This is a genomic window from Nonomuraea sp. NPDC001684 (assembly GCF_053596515.1).
The window spans coordinates 1-1,539 of record NZ_JBSFGJ010000851.1; the positions used below are offsets into that span (position 1 = coordinate 1).

Here is a 1,539-nt window from a genome sequence, read left to right on the forward strand (position 1 = left end):
AACCCCAAGCGGTACGACCTGGCCAAGGTGGGCCGCTACAAGATCAACAAGAAGCTCGGGGTCGACTCCGAGATCACGCAGGGCACGCTGACCGAGGACGACGTCGTCGCGATGATCGAGTACCTGGTGCGGCTGCACGCGGGGGAGACGTCCATGGGCCAGGCCGTCGTGGAGCTCGACGACATCGACCATTTCGGCAACCGGCGCATCCGCAGCGTCGGCGAGCTCGTCCAGAACCAGGTCCGGCTGGGCCTGGCCCGCATGGAGCGCGTCGTCCGCGAGCGGATGACCACCCAGGACGTCGAGGCGATCACGCCGCAGACCCTGATCAACATCCGGCCGGTGGTGGCGTCGATGAAGGAGTTCTTCGGCACCTCGCAGCTGTCGCAGTTCATGGACCAGATCAACCCGCTGGCCGGCCTGACCCACAAGCGGCGGCTGAACGCCCTGGGCCCCGGTGGCCTGTCCCGTGAGCGGGCCGGGATGGAGGTCCGTGACGTGCATCCGTCCCACTACGGCCGGATGTGCCCGATCGAGACGCCCGAGGGCCCGAACATCGGCCTCATCGGCTACCTCGCCTGCTACGGCCGGCTCAACGCCTTCGGCTTCATCGAGACGCCCTACCGCAAGGTCGTCGAGGGCAGGGTCACCGACCGGATCGACTACCTGACGGCCGACGAGGAGGACCGGTTCGTCGTCGCCCAGGCGAACTCGTCCCTCGGCGCGAACGGCGAGCTGACCGACGCCCGCGTCCTGGTCCGCACCAAGGGCGGCGAGACCGACTACGTGGCCTCCCGCGAGGTCGACTACATCGACGTGTCGCCGCGCCAGATGGTGTCGGTCGCCACCGCGATGATCCCGTTCCTGGAGCACGACGACGCCAACCGGGCCCTGATGGGCGCGAACATGCAGCGCCAGTCGGTGCCGCTGATCCGCAGCGAGGCGCCGCTGGTCGGCACCGGCATGGAGTACCGCGCCGCGACCGACGCCGGGGACGTCATCAGCGCCGAGAAGGCCGGCGTGGTCGAGGAGGTCTCGGCCGACTACGTCACCGTCATGAACGACGACGGCTCGCGCACCACCTACCGGGTCGCCAAGTTCAAGCGCTCCAACCAGGGCACCTCCTTCAACCAGAAGCCCATCGTCGCCGAGGGCGACCGGGTCGAGGCCGGCCAGGTCATCGCCGACGGCCCCTGCACCGACGACGGTGAGATGGCGCTCGGCAAGAACCTGCTCGTGGCGTTCATGCCGTGGGAGGGCCACAACTACGAGGACGCGATCGTGCTGTCCCAGCGCCTGGTCCAGGACGACGTGCTGTCCTCGATCCACATCGAGGAGCACGAGGTCGACGCCCGCGACACCAAGCTGGGCCCGGAGGAGATCACCCGGGACCTCCCCAACGTCTCCGAGGACATCCTGGCCGACCTCGACGAGCGCGGCATCGTCCGGATCGGCGCCGAGGTCGTGCCCGGCGACATCCTGGTCGGCAAGGTCACCCCGAAGGGCGAGACCGAGCTGACCCCGGAGGAGCGGCTGCTG

General features: G+C 68.9%; 1 protein-coding gene. It reads left to right on the forward strand.

What is annotated here, in order from left to right; all coding sequences use genetic code 11:
* The coding region (gene rpoB, locus ACWCSD_RS52465) for a DNA-directed RNA polymerase subunit beta (RefSeq protein ID WP_449927417.1) at positions 1 to 1,539 on the forward strand (1,539 nt) is incomplete at both ends.